The organism is Amycolatopsis sp. H20-H5 (genome assembly GCF_035828755.1).
Taxonomy (GTDB): Bacteria; Actinomycetota; Actinomycetes; order Mycobacteriales; family Pseudonocardiaceae; genus Amycolatopsis.
Window position 1 is genome coordinate 958 of sequence record NZ_JAYMZS010000018.1, and the last position, 13,959, is coordinate 14,916.

15 protein-coding genes, 1 tRNA gene and 1 pseudogene are annotated in these 13,959 nt (G+C 70.8%); 14 read left to right on the forward strand and 3 right to left on the reverse strand.

All coding sequences use genetic code 11. From position 1 onward, the window contains the following. Positions 1 to 121 (reverse strand): annotated as a pseudogene (locus QMK34_RS13375) (glycerate kinase); the annotation flags it as partial. Then, positions 118 to 1,089 carry a 2-hydroxyacid dehydrogenase gene (locus QMK34_RS13380; RefSeq protein WP_326414202.1) on the reverse strand — a complete coding sequence of 324 codons (972 nt, stop codon included), beginning with the start codon at positions 1,087 to 1,089 and terminating at the stop codon, positions 118 to 120. The pseudogene QMK34_RS13375 and the gene QMK34_RS13380, both read right to left, overlap by 4 nt. A 121-nt stretch (positions 1,090 to 1,210) precedes the next feature. Here QMK34_RS13380 and QMK34_RS13385 point away from each other — a divergent pair, with 121 nt between their 5' ends. The 10 genes from QMK34_RS13385 to QMK34_RS13430 all read left to right on the forward strand — a co-directional run bounded on the left by QMK34_RS13385 (position 1,211) and on the right by QMK34_RS13430 (position 9,168). Next, positions 1,211 to 2,011, forward strand: coding sequence for a CoA transferase subunit A (locus QMK34_RS13385; protein WP_326414203.1), 801 nt, complete (start codon positions 1,211 to 1,213; stop codon positions 2,009 to 2,011). Continuing rightward, positions 2,008 to 2,769, forward strand: coding sequence for a CoA-transferase subunit beta (locus tag QMK34_RS13390; protein ID WP_326414204.1), 762 nt, complete (start codon positions 2,008 to 2,010; stop codon positions 2,767 to 2,769). Before QMK34_RS13385 ends, QMK34_RS13390 begins: the two co-directional genes overlap by 4 nt. Next, positions 2,766 to 3,947 carry a thiolase family protein gene (locus QMK34_RS13395; RefSeq protein WP_326414205.1) on the forward strand — a complete coding sequence of 394 codons (1,182 nt, stop codon included), beginning with the start codon at positions 2,766 to 2,768 and terminating at the stop codon, positions 3,945 to 3,947. Before QMK34_RS13390 ends, QMK34_RS13395 begins: the two co-directional genes overlap by 4 nt. Positions 3,948 to 3,974: 27 nt before the next feature. Next, complete coding sequence (gene pcaH, locus QMK34_RS13400) at positions 3,975 to 4,712, forward strand: protocatechuate 3,4-dioxygenase subunit beta (protein ID WP_326414206.1); 738 nt, start codon at positions 3,975 to 3,977, stop codon at positions 4,710 to 4,712. Next, positions 4,709 to 5,251 (forward strand): protocatechuate 3,4-dioxygenase subunit alpha, encoded by a 543-nt coding sequence (gene pcaG, locus QMK34_RS13405; protein WP_326414207.1) that lies wholly within the window; start codon positions 4,709 to 4,711, stop codon positions 5,249 to 5,251. The genes pcaH and pcaG overlap by 4 nt, the downstream gene beginning before the upstream one ends. Positions 5,252 to 5,665: 414 nt before the next feature. Further along, positions 5,666 to 6,439, forward strand: a complete 774-nt coding sequence (pcaD, locus tag QMK34_RS13410) for a 3-oxoadipate enol-lactonase (protein ID WP_326414208.1) — start codon at positions 5,666 to 5,668, stop codon at positions 6,437 to 6,439. Further along, positions 6,436 to 6,840 (forward strand): 4-carboxymuconolactone decarboxylase, encoded by a 405-nt coding sequence (pcaC, locus tag QMK34_RS13415; RefSeq protein ID WP_326414209.1) that lies wholly within the window; start codon positions 6,436 to 6,438, stop codon positions 6,838 to 6,840. The genes pcaD and pcaC overlap by 4 nt, the downstream gene beginning before the upstream one ends. Before the next feature lie 10 nt (positions 6,841 to 6,850). Further along, positions 6,851 to 7,654 (forward strand): IclR family transcriptional regulator domain-containing protein, encoded by an 804-nt coding sequence (locus QMK34_RS13420; protein ID WP_326414210.1) that lies wholly within the window; start codon positions 6,851 to 6,853, stop codon positions 7,652 to 7,654. Continuing rightward, positions 7,647 to 8,231 carry a nucleotidyltransferase family protein gene (locus QMK34_RS13425; RefSeq protein ID WP_326414211.1) on the forward strand — a complete coding sequence of 195 codons (585 nt, stop codon included), beginning with the start codon at positions 7,647 to 7,649 and terminating at the stop codon, positions 8,229 to 8,231. Before QMK34_RS13420 ends, QMK34_RS13425 begins: the two co-directional genes overlap by 8 nt. Positions 8,232 to 8,277: 46 nt before the next feature. Next, positions 8,278 to 9,168 (forward strand): AAA family ATPase, encoded by an 891-nt coding sequence (locus QMK34_RS13430; RefSeq protein WP_326414212.1) that lies wholly within the window; start codon positions 8,278 to 8,280, stop codon positions 9,166 to 9,168. On the opposite strand, the gene QMK34_RS13435 is transcribed toward QMK34_RS13430, so the two are convergent. Continuing rightward, positions 9,169 to 9,795: a TetR/AcrR family transcriptional regulator gene (locus tag QMK34_RS13435; protein WP_326414213.1), complete on the reverse strand. Its 627-nt coding sequence runs from the start codon at positions 9,793 to 9,795 to the stop codon at positions 9,169 to 9,171. It abuts the gene before it with no gap. A 62-nt stretch (positions 9,796 to 9,857) separates the two neighbouring features. On the opposite strand from QMK34_RS13435, the gene QMK34_RS13440 reads away from it, so the two are divergent. From QMK34_RS13440 to QMK34_RS13455, 4 genes are all read left to right on the forward strand, one after another. After that, entirely contained in the window at positions 9,858 to 11,405 is a 1,548-nt protein-coding gene (locus QMK34_RS13440) for an FAD-dependent monooxygenase (protein WP_326414214.1), read from the forward strand. A gap of 251 nt (positions 11,406 to 11,656) precedes the next feature. After that, a tRNA-Arg gene (locus QMK34_RS13445) sits at positions 11,657 to 11,730 on the forward strand. A 12-nt stretch (positions 11,731 to 11,742) separates the two neighbouring features. After that, positions 11,743 to 12,852: a vWA domain-containing protein gene (locus QMK34_RS13450; protein WP_326414215.1), complete on the forward strand. Its 1,110-nt coding sequence runs from the start codon at positions 11,743 to 11,745 to the stop codon at positions 12,850 to 12,852. Further along, positions 12,845 to 13,957, forward strand: a complete 1,113-nt coding sequence (locus QMK34_RS13455; RefSeq protein ID WP_326414216.1) for an XdhC/CoxI family protein — start codon at positions 12,845 to 12,847, stop codon at positions 13,955 to 13,957. Before QMK34_RS13450 ends, QMK34_RS13455 begins: the two co-directional genes overlap by 8 nt. Positions 13,958 to 13,959: the final 2 nt, after the last annotated feature.

Below are 13,959 nucleotides of genomic sequence, written 5' to 3' on the forward strand. Positions count from 1 at the left end.
GGCAGGTCGCGACGTCGGCCTCGCGCAGCGCGTCGCGCACGCCGAGCGCGATGGCGTCGGCGGCTTCGACCGCCGTCCGGCGTCCTATGAACTTGTCCGGCGCGATCACCACCCTGGTCATGCGGGCACCTCCGTCAGCGGTCCGTTCCCGGCGAGCACCGAGGCCACGTTCCTGGCCGCGAGCACGGCCATCGCCGTGCGGGTCTCCACCGTCGCCGACCCCAGATGCGGGGTCAGCACCACGTCGTTCCTGTCCAGCAAGCGCGCTTCGATTTCAGGCTCCTTCTCGAAGACGTCCAGTGCGGCGCCGGCGATTTCACCGGCTTCGAGCGCGTCGGCCAACGCTGATTCGTCGACCACCGGTCCCCTGGTCGTGTTGACCAGGAACGCGGCGCGCTTCATCGACCGCAGTGCGGCGGCGTCGATGAGGTGATGGGTGTCCGGGGTGAGCGGGCAGTGCAGGGAGACGACGTCGGCGGTCGCCAGGAGCTCGTCGACCGGCAGGTGGCGGGCGCCGAGCGCACGCTCGACCCCGGCGTCCGCGCGGCGACGTCCGCTGTAGGCGATTTCCATGCCGAAGCCGCGCGCCCGGCGGGCGACGGCCTGGCCGATCTGCCCGAGACCGACCACGCCGAGCGTCTTGCCCTGCAGCCCGGAGCCGAGCAGGAAGCCCAGGTGGAAGGACCACGGGGTGCGGCCGCGCAGGAGCCGTTCGCCTTCGCCGAGCCGCCGGGTGACCGCCAGCAGCAGCCCGAACGCGAGGTCCGCGGTGGCGTCGGTCAGCACGCCGGGGGTGTTGGTGACGACGACGCCGCGTCCGGTGAGCGCGGGCACGTCGATGTTGTCGTACCCCACTGCCACAGTGGAGACCACGCGCAGCCCCGGGCCCGCCGCGGCCGCGAGTCCGCCGTCCAGCCGGTCGTGCAGCATGCCGACGACGGCGGACGCCCCGGCGACGAACTCGTGCAGCTCGTCGCGGGTCAGCGGCCGGTCCTCGCGGGAAACGGTGACCTCACCGGCCTCCCGAAGGACCTTCAGCGCTTCGTCGGGGATCCATCGCGTCACCGCGATCGTGGGTCGTGAGGGCACCGCGACAGCTTAGGGCCGAATCATCCGGACGTGGGGTTGCCGGGAACAGGGATTCGGCGGTATGTTCGCTGATAGAACTTGTGTGCGCGATGCGAACGCAACCGGAGGGAAAGGGCGGTCGATGGCAAAGGTGCTGTCTCTGGAAGACGCCGTGGCCGAGCTGGTCCGTGACGGGGACATCGTCGCGCTGGAGGGCTTCACCCATCTCATCCCGGTCGCGGCCGGGCAGGAGATCATCCGGCAGGGCCGTCGCGGGCTCACGCTCGTGCGGATGACGCCCGACATCGTCTACGACCAGCTCATCGGTGCCGGCTGCGCGAGCAAGCTGATCTTCTCCTGGGGCGGCAACCCCGGGGTCGGCTCGCTGCACCGTTTCCGGGACGCCGTCCAGCACTCCTGGCCGGTCCCGCTCGAGATCGAGGAGCACAGCCACGCCGGCATGGCGAACAGGTACGTGGCCGGGGCGTCCGGGCTGCCGTTCGCGGTGCTGCGCGGCTACACCGGCACCGATCTGCCGAAGCAGACGGACACGATCAAGCCGATCACCTGCCCGTTCACCGGCGAGCAGCTGACGGCGGTGCCCGCGCTGAACCCCGACGTCACGGTCATCCACGCCCAGCGGGCCGATCGCGCGGGCAACGTCCAGCTCTGGGGCATCGCGGGAGTGCAGAAGGAGGCGGTGCTCGCGGCGAAACGTTCCCTGGTCACCGTCGAGGAGATCGTCGACGAGCTCGAACCGAAGGCGGGGGCGGTGGTGCTGCCCGCGTGGGCGGTCACCGCGGTGGCCGAGGTGCCGTTCGGCGCGCGGCCGTCCTATGCGGCCGGGTACTACGAGCGGGACAATGACGCTTACCAGGCCTGGGACGCCATCAGCCGGGATCGTGCGGAGTTCGGCAAGTGGCTGGAGGGGATTTCCGCATGACCATCGCCGACTACACCGCCGACGAGATGATGAGCATTGCCGCGTCACGCGCCCTGGGTGACGGGATGTCGTGTTTCGTGGGCATCGGCCTGCCCAGCACGGCGGCGAACCTGGCCCGCCGCACGCACGCCCCGAACCTGACCCTGGTCTACGAATCGGGCTGTCTCGGCGCCAAGCCGTCGCGCCTCCCGCTGTCCATCGGGGACGGCGAGCTCGCGGACACCGCCGACGCGGTGGTGAGCGTGCCCGAGGTGTTCAACTACTGGCTGCAGCCCGGCCGGATCGACGTCGGCTTCCTCAGCGCCGCGCAGCTGGACAAGTTCGGCAACATCAACACCACGGTGATCGGCGCGGACTACCACGATCCGAAAGTCCGCCTGCCGGGCGCGGGTGGCGCGCCCGAGATCGCCGCGTCCTGCCGGGAGGTGTTCGTGGTGCTGCGCCAGAGCGTCCGCGCCTTCGTCGAGAAGGTCGACTTCGTGACCTCGTTCGGGCACGGCTCCGGCAAGGGCGACCGTGAGCGGCTCGGCCTGCCGGGCGCGGGCCCGACACTGGTGGTCACCGACCTCGGGCTCCTGCGCCCGGATCCGGAGACCAGCGAGCTGACCCTGACGGAGCTGCACCCCGGCATCGAGCTCGATCAGGTCGTCGCCGCGACGGGCTGGAAGCTCAAGGTCGCCCCGGACCTCGAAAGCACCCCGGAACCCACGGCCGAGGAACTGCGGCTGTTGCGCGAGTTGAAGAAGGCGAGTGAATGAGCACCACAGACGTATTCCTGCTGGACGCCGTCCGCACCCCGTTCGGCCGCTACGGCGGGGCGCTCTCGGGCGTCCGGCCCGACGGTCTGGCCGCCGGGGTCCTGCGTTCGCTGGCCGAGCGCAACGACCTCGACCCGGCCCAGGTGGACGAGGTCGTCCTCGGCGACGCGAACGGCGCGGGCGAGGACAACCGCAACGTCGCCAGGATGGCCACTCTGCTGGCGGGCTGGCCGACGTCGATCCCCGGCAGCACGGTGAACCGGCTGTGCGGCTCCGGGCTCGATGCCACGATGCAGGTGAGCCGGTCGATCCAGGTCGGGGACGCCTCGCTCGCCGTGGCGGGTGGCGTGGAGTCGATGAGCCGCGCGCCGTGGGTGCTGCTCAAGCCGGAAAAGGGCTTCCCGGCCGCGCCGCAGACCCTCCACTCGACAACGCTCGGCTGGCGCATGGTCAACCCGGCGATGCCGGGGCAGTGGACGGTGTCGCTCGGCGAGTCCACCGAGCTGCTGGCCGAGCGCTACGGCATCGGGCGTGAGGAGCAGGACGCGTTCGCCCTGCGCAGCCACCTCAATGCCGCCCGCGCCTGGGACGAGGGCTTCTACGACTCGCATGTGGTCGCCGTCGCCGGGGTCGAACTGGCCAGGGACGAAGGCATCCGGCCCGAGTCCACGCTGGAGAAGCTCGGCAAGCTCAAACCCGCTTTCCGTCCACAAGGGACGGTCACGGCCGGGAACGCCTCACCGCTGAACGACGGCGCCTCGGCGCTGCTGCTCGGCGACTCCGCCGCGGCCGGAAGGCTGGGCAAGCAGCCGCTGGCTAGGATCGCGGGCCGTGGCGCGGCTGGAGTGGACCCGGACGTGTTCGGCATCGGGCCGGTCCGCGCGGCCGAGATCGCGCTGGGGCGCGCGGGCATCGGCTGGGAGGACCTCAAGGCCGTCGAGCTCAACGAGGCCTTCGCCGCCCAGTCGCTGGCCTGTCTCGCGGAGTGGCCGAAGCTCGACCCGGCGATCGTCAACGTCAACGGCGGCGCGATCGCGCTCGGCCACCCGCTCGGCGCGTCCGGCGGCCGCATCCTCGGCGCGCTGGCGTACGAGCTTCGCCGTCGCGGTGGCGGCTGGGGGCTCGCGGCCATCTGCATCGGCGTCGGCCAGGGCCTGGCCGTGGTCCTGGAAGCCTGAGGAGTCCTGGAAGCGTAAGGAGCACAGATGGGCACCCCCACAGACCTCCGCCTGCCCAAGTACCGCCGCGACGCCGAGGGCACGCACCCGCCGCTCGGCTTCCCCGGCTACGGCTCGACGGCGCTCCGGCACCCGAAGCAGCCGCTGGTGCTGATGCCGCAGCTGCTCACCGAGGTCACCGGCCCGCTTCTCGGCCCAGGCAGGCTCGGCGAGCTCGACAACGACCTGACCCGTCAGCACGCCGAGGAGCCACAGGGCCAGCGGATCATCGTCACCGGCAGGCTGCTCGACGGTGACGGCCGCCCGGTGCGGAGCTCCCTGGTCGAGATCTGGCAGGCCAACGCGGGCGGGCGCTATCGGCACACCGGTGACCGCTGGCCCTCCCCGCTGGACCCGAACTTCGACGGCGTGGGCCGCACTCTGACCGACGACGACGGCCGCTACGAGTTCACCACCATCAAGCCCGGCGCGTACCCCTGGAAGAACCACGACAACGCCTGGCGTCCCGCGCACATCCATTTCTCGGTGTTCGGCATGGCCTTCACCCAGCGGCTGGTCACGCAGATGTACTTCCCGGAGGACCCGCTGTTCTCCCAGGACCCGATCTTCAACTCCATCCCCGACGAGCGCGCCCGGCAGCGGATGGTCTCGCGGTTCGACCTCGAGCGAACCGAGCCGGAATGGGCGCTGGCCTACCAGTTCGACATCGTCCTGCGCGGCAGGGAAGCGTCGGTCTTCGAGGACGAGGAGGAGGAGGAGGGATGAGCACGCCTTCGCAGACCGTCGGGCCGTACCTCTCCATCGGGCTTCCCTGGGCGGACGGCCCGGAAGTCGTCCCTGAGGGGACCCCCGGCGCGGTGTGGATCACCGGAACGGTGACCGACGGCGCGGGCGAGCTGGTGCCGGACGCCCTGGTCGAGACCTGGCAGGCCGATCCCGAAGGCCGCTTCGACCACCCCGACGACCCGCGCGGCGCGACCGGCAACGGATTCCGGGGGTTCGGCCGCTGCCCGACCGCCCCCAGCGGCGAGTACCGGATCCGCACGGTCGTGCCCGGCGAGCTGCCCGGCTCCGGCGGTGCCGTCGAGGCCCCGCACCTCGACGTCTCCGTGCTGGCCCGCGGCCTGCTGCACCGCGTCGTGACCAGGATCTACTTCCCCGACCGGGACAACTCGCGGGACCCGGTGCTCGCGATGGTGCCCGAGGAGCGCAGGAGCACGTTGATCGCCACGAAGACCGAAGACGGCTACCGTTTCGATGTGCGCTTGCAGGGCGAGGGCGAGACAGTGTTCTTCGATGTCTGAGTCCTTCGATGTCTGAGTCCTTCGCCTGAGCACTTCAGATGTCTGAGAGGGCGTCCGGAAACTGATGTCATGGCGTCCAGTTTGGTGCCGAGGGCCGCGTGACTGACGGGGACTTTCACATGGTCTGTTCTGGTGAAGGGGACTTTTGTAAGGTTGAGTCGAGGGAAAGCCCCCTTCAGTCGCGACCCCAGGCTTGCCGGTATGCCCTGATGGGAGCCTTCACGGCGTTTAACGCTGTCATGGTGGCCTTCAGGGGCACGCACGAAACGGTCGTGGCGGTATGAAACGGACGAATGGGCAGATTTTCCGTCCTTTGTGGAGGGTAGGCGGCTTCGAAGGACAGGCGCCCGAGGCTTCGAGCGGCGGCTGCTGCGACAGTTCTCAGACGCGTTCTGAGTGAACGGGAGGCATGACTTGAGCGTTGACTTGCACGCCGTGACCGAGGGGCAGGCGGACGGGCCCGCCGTGGTGTTCGGGGGTTCGCTCGGCAGTGACCTCCGGATGTGGGGACCCCAGGTGGAACCGCTGGTGCGCCAGGGATTCCGGGTGATCCGCTACGACCACCGCGGGCACGGCGGCTCCCCGGTGCCCGCCGGTCCGTACGAGCTGGCCGACCTCGGCGGAGACCTGATCGCCCTGCTGGACTCGCTGGCGATCGAGCGCGCGCACGTCGTCGGGCTGTCGCTCGGCGGGATGGCGGCCATGTGGGCCGGGATCCACGCCCCGGAGCGTGTCGCGAGCCTGGTTCTCTGCTGCACTTCGGCCAAGCTCGGCCCGGCACAGCTGTGGATCGACCGGGCCAAGGCGGTCCGGGAGTCGGGGACGGGCTCGATCGCGGAAATGCTGGTTTCCCGCTGGCTGACCCCGGCCTTCGCCTCGGCGAACCCCGGCCGGATGGCCTTCCTGCGGGACATGATCACGGCCACCCCCGACGATGGGTACGCGGCGTGCTGCGGGGCCATCGAGCGGATGGACCTGCTCCCGCGGCTGCCGGAGATCGCCGCGCCGACGCTGGTCATCGCCGGGTCCGAGGACGCGTCCACCCCGCCCGGCCACGGCGGGCTGATCGCCGGTGCCGTTCCCGGTGCCCGGCTGGAGATCGTCGAAGGCGTCGCGCACCTGGGCAGCTTCCAGCGCCCCGACGTGTTCACCGACCTCATCCTCGAGCACCTGAAGGGCGCGTCATGAGCGAAGAGGCGTTTGAGACGGGCATGAGGATCCGGCGTGAGGTGCTCGGTGACGAGCACGTGGACCGGGCCAACGCCGGTACCACCGCGTTCAGCCGTCCGTTCCAGGACTACATCACCGCCGGTGCGTGGGGGACGGTCTGGTCCCGCGAAGGGCTCGACAGGCGCACCCGCAGCTGCATCACGCTCGCCACGCTGACGGCGTTGCACTGTCACGACGAGCTGGCCATGCACGTCCGCGCGGCTGTCCGCAACGGGCTCACCCCCACCGAGATCGGGGAAGTCCTGTTGCACACCTCGGTGTACGCGGGCGCGCCCGCGGCGAACGCCGCCTACGCGGTGGCGCAGCGCACCCTGGCCGAGCTGGGCGAGCCTTCGGCCGTGCCACCGGCCGACGGCTAGTCTTCCTGGTATGGAAGAGGTCGGGTCCGGGCGGGGCGCGCATCACGTGCAGTCCCTGGAGCGTGGGCTCGCGGTGATCAAGGCGTTCCACGCCGGAGCGCCGGAGCTGACGCTCAGCGACGTCGCGAGGTCGACAGGGCTCACCCGCGCCGCGGCGCGCCGGTTCCTGCTCACCCTCGCCGACCTCGGTTACGTCCGCTCGGACGGGAAGTACTTCTCGCTCACCCCGCGGGTGCTCGAGCTCGGCTACTCGTTCCTGTCCAGTGTTTCGCTGCCCGAGCTGGCACAGCCGCATCTGGAGCTGCTTTCCGCCGAGGTGCGGGAATCGAGCTCCGTCTCGGTGCTCGACGGCACCGACATCATCTACGTCGCGCGGGTGGCGGTGTCGCGCATCATGACGGTCAGCATCAACGTGGGCACCCGGTTCCCGGCCCACGCCACGTCGATGGGCCACGTGCTCCTCGCCGACCTGAGCCCGGTGGAGCTCTCGGCGTACCTGCTCCTCGCACCGCTCGAAAAACTGACGTCCCACACCGTGATAGCGCCCGAAGCGCTGCGCGCCGAGCTGAAGACCGTGCACGAGCAGGGCTGGGCGATGGTGGACCAGGAGCTCGAAGAGGGCCTCCGCTCGGTCGCCGCCCCGGTCCGGAACCGGCGCGGCAAGGTCGTCGCCGCGGTGAATCTCTCCACCCACGCCAGCCGGACCACGACCGAGTCCGTGCACGACGACCTGCTGCCGCCCCTGCTCGCCACGGCGAAAGCCATCGAGGCAGACCTCGCCCTCGCCCCGGCGTCGCGGGCGGCCCATGGCTGAGCACGTCGTCGTCGCGGGGTTGCTGCTCGCGGCCGGTGCGGGCCGGCGGTTCGGCGGGCCCAAGGCGCTGGCCGAGTTCGACGGCGAGCCGTTCCTGCTGCGTGCCCTGCGCACCTTGGAAGCCGCTGGTTGCACCCCGATCCGGGTGGTACTGGGCGCCCGCGCCGAGCAGGCGCTGGCCCTGCTGCCCGACCCCGGTCTCGCCGTCATCGCGCAGGACTGGCAGTCCGGCATGGGCGCTTCACTGCGGGCGGGTCTCCGGTCGCTGGCCGACGTTGAGGCCGACGCCGCGCTGGTGCACCTGGTCGACCTGCCCTGGGCCGGGCCCGAAGTGCTCGCCCGGGTTGCCGCCGGGGCGGGGAAGCGGGCCGTCGCCCGAGCGGCCTACGACGGCGTGCCGGGGCATCCGGTGCTGCTCGGCCGTCACTGGTGGCCGGAAATCGCCGACGGCGCCAGTGGCGATCGCGGCGCCCGCGACTGGCTGGCCACGCGCGAAGACCTCCGGCTGGTCGAATGCGGCGATCTCGGCAGCGGGCGCGACGTCGACCGTCCCGCCGATCTCACCGCCGAGCCGTGATCCCCGGCGATCGGCACCCGGCCGGTCCGGCGTTTAAGCTCCGCACGTGACGGGTGCAACCACGGAGTCCATCAGCTCGCCCGAAGAGCTGGCCGCGGCCCTCGACACCGTCGGCTATCTCGCCGACGACGGTGTGGCCACCGCCGGGTTCCTCGCCCTGCGCATGGGAAAGCCGCTGTTCTGCGAGGGCGAGCCGGGAACCGGCAAGACCGCGCTCGCACTGGGCCTTGCCGCCGCGTTCGGCCTGCCGCTGATCAGGTTGCAGTGCCACGAGGGCATCGACGCCGCCCAGGCGCTCTACGAGTGGGACTTCCCCCGCCAGCTGCTGCACCTTCGCGCGCTGGAGGCCGCGGGCGACGGGAAGCTGGACGTCGACGCCGCCGAGCAGTCGCTCTACACCGAGCGCTTCCTGCTGGCCAGGCCCCTGTTGCAGGCGCTGCAAAGCGCCCCGTGCGTGCTGCTCGTCGACGAGATCGACCGCGCCGACGACGAGTTCGAGGCCTTCCTGCTGCAGCTGCTCGACGAGAACGCGGTGACCATCCCGGAGTTCGGCGAGATCAAGGCCGAGCATCCGCCGCTGGTGGTGCTCACCTCGAACCGCACCCGCGAGGTCCACGACGCACTGAAACGCCGCTGTCTCTACCACTGGCTGGAGCATCCCGACCTCGCGCGCGAGGTGGCGATCCTCCGGCGCCGGATCCCGCTGCTGGGCGAGCGGCTCGCCGCGCAGGTGGCCGCCGCGGCCCATCGGCTGCGGGAGATGGAGCTGCTCAAGCCACCAGGCGTCGCGGAGTCCCTTGACTGGGCAAGGGCGCTGCTGGCCCTGAACAGGGAAGAGCTCGACGTGGCCGCCGCGGCCCGGACGCTCGGTGCCGTGCTCAAGTACAGCGAGGACCTCGACAGGGTCCGCGCGAAGCTGGACACCCTGCTGGCCTGATCAGCGCGTCCCGTAGTCGCCGATTCCCCGCTCCACCAGGTCGAACGCCGCGTCGATGACGCCGACCTGCTCCCGGCGGACGAGGTCGGTGTCGGCCCAGTCCTGGCTCCTGGTGACCCCGATGTCCCAGATCGCCGACATCGCGGACGCCAGCTGCACGCCGACCAGCCGGGCTTCGAGCGGCTCGGCACCTTCCGAGACGAGCGCGCCGGTGAGGACCTGCTCGATCTCGCGGTTCATCTCCCGCGCGCGGTTCATCAGCGCGGGACTGTCGGTCATGATCTTGAGGAACGGCTGTATCCGGTCGACCACCCCCGACAGCGGGTGTTTCGCCGCGAGCAGCTCGTGCTGGTGGCGACGCAGCACGGCGGCGATCGACTCGTGTGCCGGGCGCCCGCGGATCAGGGCATCGAGCTCGATCAGCCTGTCCTCGTGCCGATCGAGGAGGAGATCCTCCTTGCGGCTGAAGTAGTTCGTCACGGTTTTCTTCGCGACGTCCGCTGCTTCGGCCACCTCGGCGATCGTCACGTTGTCGAACCCCCGCTGCGCGAAGAGCATCGTCGCGATGTCCGAAATCCGGCGGCGGGTCTCGCGCTTCTTACGCGCTCGCAATCCCTCGGTGGTCATGGTATTAATCTTACTACAACCGTAAATTTACCACGAGGGTAACTTTTGATTCGGGGGTCTTGATGGACAAGGACTACGAGGTGATCGTCTCCGGTGGCGGTCCGACGGGCCTGATGCTCGCCTGTGAACTGGTGCTGTGGGACGTCTCCGTGCTCGTCGTGGAGCGGCTCGCCGAGCCCGACCTGACGATCAAGGCGGGCGCCATCACGCTGCACGCCTCCGAAGCGCTGTACCGGCGCGGCTACGGGGACCAGCTCGCCGAGGTGCAGTACAAGGCGCTCGCGCGCTTCATGCCGGGCTTCAAGGCTCCCGTCCGCCGTGAGAACGCGGGCGGCACGCTGCCGAAGCTCCCCACGCATTTCGGCGGGTTGTTCAAGATCGACGCCACCAGGCTCGACGGGGACGACGAGCAGTTCCAGGTCCACGCCGACGCGGTGACGTCGGTGGTTTCGCAGCAGGAGCTCGAACGTGTTCTCGGTGAGGGCGCGGCGAAGCTCGGCGTGGAGGTGCTGCGCGCGGTGGAGCTCACCGGTTTCACCCAGGACGACGACGGCGTGTCGGTCCGGCTCTCGGACGGGAGGTCGTTGCGGGCCGCGTTCCTGGCGGGCTGCGATGGCGGCCGGAGCACGGTCCGCAAGCTCGCGGGGTTCGGCTTCCCCGGCACCGAACCGACGATCACCGGCCATCAGGCGATGGTCGAGCTCGACGACCCCGGCAAGCTCCCCCGGGGCTGGAACCGCACCGACGTCGGCATGCTGGTGGCCGGTCCATCACCCGAACGGGTCCTCACCGTGGAGTTCGACGGCCCGCCAGCGGACCGCGACGCGCCGGTGACCGCGGAGGAGATCCAGGCGAGCCTCCGCCATGTCAGCGGCACCGACGTCACCGTGCTCAAGGTCCGCACGGCCACCCGGTTCACCGACAACGCGCGGCAGGCGAGCACCTACCGCCAGGGTCGCGTGCTGCTGGCGGGCGACGCCGCTCACGTGCACTCGCCGTTCGGCGGCCAGGGGCTCACCCTCGGCATCGGCGACGCGGTGAACCTCGGCTGGAAGCTCGCCGCCACGCTGCGCGGCTGGGCGCCCGACGGCCTGCTCGACACCTATACCCGCGAGCGGCACCCGATCGCGGCCAAGGTGCTCGAAGCGACCCGCGCACAGGTGGCGTTGATGCGCCCCGACCCGATGACCAGCGCGCTGCGGGACGTCGTGTCCGACCTGATGGACACCGAAGAAGGCAACGCCTACTTCGCCAAACTGATGAGCGGCCTCGGCCAGCGGTACGACCTCGGCGACGGGGATCCGTTGGTGGGCGGGCGGACTCCGGACATCGAACTCGCCGACGGCAGCTGGATCGGTGACCATTTCGCCGACGGCCAAGCGGTCCTGTTCGACTTCGCCGGTTCGCCGGAGGTGGCCGCCGCGGTGTCCGGGCACGCGGGCCGGATCACGCTGCTTTCCCTGCCCCCCAAGCAAAACAGGGACATCACCGCACTGCTGGTGCGGCCGGATGGTTACGTGGCTTGGGCTTCACGGACGTCGGGTGCGGTCGACGGCCTCGCCGAAGCGATCGGGACGTGGTTCGGCAAGGCGGTGGCGGCGGCGCGGTAATTGCGTTGACCGGGGTGCCGGGCATCGGTCATTCTGATGTCCGGCACCCGATCCCGCACCGAAAGGAGGGGGCCGTGAACAGTCACCGACGACGTCGCGAAGGCAGCGCGGTCTCCCGAGGCACGCGCTGATCCGCCCTGCATCCCCTCGTCTTTCCCGATCTCTTCGCGCCCGACCACAGCTACCGGTCCGGTCGCTGCGAAGAGCGCGGTCCGGCGTCCGTTGTTCCCACGCGGATGCCGGACCGCCTTGTCCCGGTAGCTCAGCAGGACAGAGCGCGGCGCTACGAACGCCGAGGTCCGAGGTTCGACTCCTCGCCGGGACGCACAATAGAAGGATGGACCCTCTAGATCCGGTGGCTGGTTTCGTCGGTTTCGCCATGGCGCTGCGCGAAGCGGGCTTGCCGTGCGATGCCCACCGCGTCCAGGCGTACCTGGCGGCGGTCGAAGAAATCGACGTCGGCCAGCCGGTGCAGCTGTACTGGGCGGGACGGCTCACACTGTGTTCCGACCCCGACGACCTGCAGCGCTACGAAGAGGCCTTCGCGCAGTGGTTCGACGTCGAGCCGCCACGCGCCGGTCGCACGGGCGCGCCCCGGCAGAAGCGCGCGAGGATCGCCGCACTGGCGGGCGGGAGCGGCGAAGACGGCCGGTCGTCGGCCGAGCCCGAGCAGCTCAAGGCCGCCGCCAGTGAGAACGAGATCCTCCGCCAGCGTGACCTCGCCGGGCTGACCGTCGCCGAGCGCGCGCACCTGCGCGAGCTCCTCGCCACCCTGCGCCCGGAGCTGCCCCTGCGGTCTTCGCCCCGGCAGCGCCCGGCCCGGCGGGGCAAGCTGGACCAGTCCCGCATCCTGCGCACGATGCTCGCGAGCGGCGGCGAACCGGTGCGTCTCGCCCATCGTCGTCGCGCGTCGCGGCCACGGCGGGTGGTGTTCCTGATCGACGTCTCCGGCTCGATGGGCCCGTACGCCGATTCGCTGCTGCGCTTCGCCCACGTCGTCGCGCGGCGTTCTCCGGCCAACGTCGAGGTGTTCACCCTGGGCACCAGGCTGACGCGGGTTTCCCGGCAGCTTCGCCAGCGGGATCCGGAGCGGGCGATGCTCGCGGCGGGCGCCGCGGTCGCCGATTTCGCGGGGGGAACGAGGCTCGGCGAGACGCTCCGGGTGTTCCTGGACCGGTGGGGACAGCGCGGCGTGGCCCGGCGCGCGGTGGTCACGATCTTCTCCGACGGGTGGGAGCGCGGCGATCCCGCGCTGCTCGCGGAACAGCTCGCCAGGCTGCGCCGTTTGGCTTACGCCGTACTCTGGGTTAATCCGCACGCGGGGCGCGATGGTTACGCTCCCGTGCAGTCCGGCATCGCGGCCGCGCTGCCGTACCTGGATCAGCTGCTGGCCGGGCACAGCCTGGCCACCCTGGAACGAGTTCTCCTGGAGATCCGCCATGCGTGACGTACTGGACGAGTTGCACCGCCGCTGGGCAGCGGGTGAGACGGTCGGGGTCGGCACTGTGGTGGCCACGTTCTCATCGGCTCCCCGCGCCCCGGGCGCGGCGATGCTGGTCGGTGAGGACGGCACGGTCACCGGCAGTGTGTCCGGCGGCTGCGTCGAGGGCGCTGTGTACGAGCTGGCGCGTGAAGTCGTCGCCGACCGCGCGCCGCAGCTGCAGCGCTACGGCGTGACCGACGACGACGCGTTCGCCGTGGGCCTGACCTGCGGCGGGATCATCGACGTCTACGTCGAGCACGTCGACCGCGAGTCGATGCCGGAGCTCGGCGAGGTCGTCGAGTCCGTGCGCGGTGGCCTGCCGGTGGCCGTGGTCACCGTGGTCGAGCACGAGCGCGCGGGGCTCGTCGGCGAACGGCTGATCGTCTGGCCGGAGCGCGTGGCGGGCTCGCTGGGATCGTCGCGGATGGACGACGCGGTGGTCGACGACGCGCGCGGCATGCTCGCGACCGGGCGCACCGGCGTCCTGCACTACGGGCCCGACGGGCAGCGGCGCGGCGAGGGCATGACGGTGTTCGTCAACTCGTTCGAGCCCGCACCGCGGATGCTGGTCTTCGGCGCGATCGACTTCGCCGCCGCGATGGCCAGGATGGGCGCGTACCTCGGCTATCAGGTGACGGTGTGCGACGCGCGTCCCGTGTTCGCGACCAGCACCCGGTTCCCGGAGGCACACGAGGTGGTCGTCGACTGGCCGCACCGGTACCTCAAGGCGGAGGCGGACGCCGGGCGCGTGGACCCGCGGACGGTGATCGCGGTGCTCACCCACGACCCGAAGTTCGACGTGCCCCTGCTGGAGGTCGCGCTGCGGCTCGACGTCGGCTACGTCGGCGCGATGGGTTCCCGCAAGACCCACGACGACCGGTTCTCCCGGCTGCGCGAGGCGGGCATCGCCGACGCCGAGCTCGAGCGGCTGTCCTCACCGATCGGCCTCGACCTCGGCGCGAGGACCCCCGAGGAGACGGCGGTGTCGATCGCCGCGGAGATCATCGCACTCCGGTGGGGTGGTGGCGGGCAGCGTCTCGCCGCCCTCAGCGGCCGCATCCACGCCTAGCG

Coding starts and splice junctions, on each gene's coding strand:
- QMK34_RS13385 (WP_326414203.1), top strand. CDS start 1,211: ATGGCAAAGGTGCTGTCTCTGGAAGACGCCGTGGCCGAGCTGGTCCGT.
- QMK34_RS13390 (WP_326414204.1), top strand. CDS start 2,008: ATGACCATCGCCGACTACACCGCCGACGAGATGATGAGCATTGCCGCG.
- QMK34_RS13395 (WP_326414205.1), top strand. CDS start 2,766: ATGAGCACCACAGACGTATTCCTGCTGGACGCCGTCCGCACCCCGTTC.
- pcaH (WP_326414206.1), top strand. CDS start 3,975: ATGGGCACCCCCACAGACCTCCGCCTGCCCAAGTACCGCCGCGACGCC.
- pcaG (WP_326414207.1), top strand. CDS start 4,709: ATGAGCACGCCTTCGCAGACCGTCGGGCCGTACCTCTCCATCGGGCTT.
- pcaC (WP_326414209.1), top strand. CDS start 6,436: ATGAGCGAAGAGGCGTTTGAGACGGGCATGAGGATCCGGCGTGAGGTG.
- QMK34_RS13420 (WP_326414210.1), top strand. CDS start 6,851: ATGGAAGAGGTCGGGTCCGGGCGGGGCGCGCATCACGTGCAGTCCCTG.
- QMK34_RS13425 (WP_326414211.1), top strand. CDS start 7,647: ATGGCTGAGCACGTCGTCGTCGCGGGGTTGCTGCTCGCGGCCGGTGCG.
- QMK34_RS13435 (WP_326414213.1), bottom strand. CDS start 9,795: ATGACCACCGAGGGATTGCGAGCGCGTAAGAAGCGCGAGACCCGCCGC.
- QMK34_RS13440 (WP_326414214.1), top strand. CDS start 9,858: ATGGACAAGGACTACGAGGTGATCGTCTCCGGTGGCGGTCCGACGGGC.
- QMK34_RS13450 (WP_326414215.1), top strand. CDS start 11,743: ATGGACCCTCTAGATCCGGTGGCTGGTTTCGTCGGTTTCGCCATGGCG.
- QMK34_RS13455 (WP_326414216.1), top strand. CDS start 12,845: ATGCGTGACGTACTGGACGAGTTGCACCGCCGCTGGGCAGCGGGTGAG.